This is a genomic window from Streptomyces sp. NPDC003393, from assembly GCF_053589015.1.
In genome coordinates, this window is sequence record NZ_JBSFRB010000095.1 from 1 (window position 1) to 2,993 (window position 2,993).

At 71.4% G+C, this 2,993-nt stretch carries 3 protein-coding genes; all 3 read left to right on the top strand.

Going from position 1 to position 2,993, the window contains the following annotated elements:
- Window positions 1–1,289, top strand: a 1,289-nt coding sequence (egtB, locus tag ACWDUZ_RS38455; RefSeq protein WP_451636471.1) for an ergothioneine biosynthesis protein EgtB, incomplete at its 5' end; no start/stop codon positions are given.
- Window positions 1,289–2,080, top strand: a complete 792-nt coding sequence (gene egtC / locus ACWDUZ_RS38460) for an ergothioneine biosynthesis protein EgtC (RefSeq protein ID WP_451636472.1) — start codon at window positions 1,289–1,291, stop codon at window positions 2,078–2,080. The genes egtB and egtC, both read left to right, overlap by 1 nt.
- Window positions 2,077–2,993 (top strand): L-histidine N(alpha)-methyltransferase (egtD, locus tag ACWDUZ_RS38465; RefSeq protein ID WP_451636473.1); only part of this gene is annotated, 917 nt, incomplete at its 3' end. The genes egtC and egtD, both read left to right, overlap by 4 nt.

The following is a 2,993-nucleotide window of genomic DNA, read 5'->3' on the forward strand; positions in this document are numbered from 1 at the left end:
TCGCCTCGCTGATCACCGCCCGGGAGCGTACGACGCTGCTGACCAGTTGCGTCGAGGAGCCCGATCTCACCGCGCAGCACTCGCCGTTGATGTCGCCGTTGGTGTGGGACCTGGCGCACATCGGCAATCAGGAGGAGTTGTGGCTGCTGCGCACGGTCGGTGGCCGGGAGGCGATGCGGCCCGAGATCGACAACCTGTACGACGCCTTCGAGCACCCGCGGTCCGAACGCCCGAGTCTTCCGCTGCTGGCCCCCCAGGAGGCCCGCTCCTACGCCGCCGAGGTACGCGGCCGGGTCATGGACGTGCTGGAGTCGACGGCGTTCCGTGGGACGCGGTTGACCGAGGCGGGCTTCGCGTTCGGGATGATCGCGCAGCACGAGCAGCAGCACGACGAGACGATGCTGATCACTCATCAGCTGCGGCGGGGTCCGCAGGTGTTGACCGCGCCGGACCCGGAGCCGGTGCCCGTGTTCACCGGTCCGGCGGAAGTGCTGGTGGCCGGCGGCCCGTTCACCATGGGCACCTCCACCGAGCCGTGGGCGCTGGACAACGAACGGCCCGCGCATGTGCGTGAGGTGCCGCCGTTCTGGATCGACACCACCCCCGTCACCAACGGCGCCTACACGGCGTTCATCCAGGACGGCGGCTACGACGACCCCCGCTGGTGGACCCGGGAAGGGTGGGCCCACATACGCCGCAACGAGATCACCGCGCCGTTGTTCTGGCGGCGTGAGGGCGGGCAGTGGCTGCGGCGCCGCTTCGGCGTCACCGAGGTCGTGCCGCCCGAGGAGCCGGTGCTGCACGTGTGCTGGTACGAGGCCGACGCCTACGCCCGCTGGGCCGGGCGCCGGCTGCCCACCGAGGCCGAGTGGGAGAAGGCAGCCCGCCACGACCCGGCGGGCGACCGCTCCAGGCGCTACCCCTGGGGCGACGCCGACCCTTCCCCCGAGCATGCCAACCTCGGCCAGCGGCATCTGCGTCCGGCCCCGGCCGGCAGCTATCCCGCCGGCCAGTCACCGCTGGGCGTGCGGCAGTTGATCGGCGACGTGTGGGAGTGGACGGCCAGCGACTTCACGCCCTACCCGGGCTTTGTCGCCTTCCCCTACAAGGAGTACTCGGAAGTGTTCTTCGGCTCCGAGTACAAGGTGCTGCGCGGCGGTTCGTTCGCCGTGGACGCAGTGGCCTGCCGCGGCACCTTCCGCAACTGGGACTATCCGATCCGGCGGCAGATCTTCTCCGGGTTCCGCACCGCCCGCACCGCCCGCACCGCCGACCGGGGAGATTCCTGATGTGCCGCCACCTGGCCTACGTAGGGCCCGAGGAGGCGATCGGCCGGCTCCTGGTGCAGCCGCCGCACAGCCTGTACCGGCAGTCGTGGGCACCCCGGAAACAGCGCTACGGAACCGTCAACGCCGACGGCTTCGGCATCGGCTGGTACGCCCCGGACGACCCGGTCCCCGCCCGCTACCGCCGCGCCGGACCCGTGTGGGCCGATCTGTCCTTCACCGACCTGGCCCGGGTCGTGCGCACCACCGCACTGCTGGCCGCCGTCCGCGACGCCACCCTGGCAGGAGCCGACGCCGAGGCCGCCGCCGCGCCCTTCGCCGCCGGCCGGTGGCTGTTCAGCCACAACGGCGCCGTCCCCGGCTGGCCCGGCTCCCTCGCGGACCTCGCCCGCACCCTGCCCGCACAGGACCTGCTGTCACTGGAGGCCCGCAACGACTCCGCACTCCTGTGGGCACTGGCACTGACCCGGCTGCGCGGCGGCGACGAACCGGGCCAGGCCCTGGCCGACACCGTCGCGGAAGTCGCCTCCGCCGCCCCCGGCGCCCGCCTCAACCTGCTGCTCACCGACGGCCGGACCATCACCGCCACCGCCTGGGGCGACACCCTGTGGTACCTCACCGAACCCGGCCACAGCACGGTCGTGGCCTCCGAACCCTACGACGACGACCCACGCTGGCGCGAGGTCCCCGACCACACCCTGCTCACCGCGAGCCACCAGGACGTCCTGCTCACCCCGCTCAAGGACCTCACCGAGGACCTGGCATCCGCACCATCCGAGGAGCCGAGCCGTTGAGTCCGTTCCACGTCACCCGCACCCTGCCCGAGGACGCCATGGCCGCCGCTCTGCGCGCCGACGTCCGCGAAGGCCTGACCGCCCAACCCAAGACCCTGCCGCCGAAGTGGTTCTACGACGCACACGGCAGCGACCTGTTCGAGCAGATCACCGAACTGCCCGAGTACTACCCCACCCGCGCCGAACGCGAGATCCTCGCCGACCGGGCCCACGAGATCGCCGCCGCGCTGCCCGCCCGCACCCTGATCGAACTGGGCTCCGGCTCCTCCGAGAAGACACGCCTCCTGCTGGACGCCCTGACCGGCCTGCACAGCTACATACCCGTCGACGTCAGCGACAGCGCACTGGAGCACGCCGGACAAGCCCTGGCCGCCGAACGCCCGGAACTCAACGTGCACGCCCTGATCGCCGACTTCACCACCCAACTCACACTGCCCGACACACCCGGCCCCCGACTCCTGGCCTTCCTCGGCGGCACGATCGGCAACCTGCTCCCCCAGGAGCGCGCCCGCTTCCTGACCGGGATACAGGCCCTGCTCTCCCCCGGCGACGCACTCCTGCTCGGCACCGACCTCGTCAAGGACCAGACCGCGCTGGTGCGCGCGTACGACGACACCGCCGGAGTGACAGCCGCGTTCAACAAGAACGTCCTGACCGTCGTCAACCGCGAACTCGGCGCCGACTTCGACCCGGACGCCTTCGACCACGTCGCGGTGTGGGACGCCGAACACGAATGGATCGAAATGCGCCTGCGCTCCCGCACCGCCCAGACGGTGAAGATCCCCGCCCTCGACCTCGCCGTCCACTTCACCGTCGGCGAGGAAACGCGCACCGAGGTGTCCGCGAAGTTCCGGCAGGAAGGGGTGCGAGGGGAACTGTCGGCCGCCGGGCTGGAGCTGACCGGCTGGTGGAC

Coding starts and splice junctions, on each gene's coding strand:
- egtC (WP_451636472.1), top strand. CDS start 1,289: ATGTGCCGCCACCTGGCCTACGTAGGGCCCGAGGAGGCGATCGGCCGG.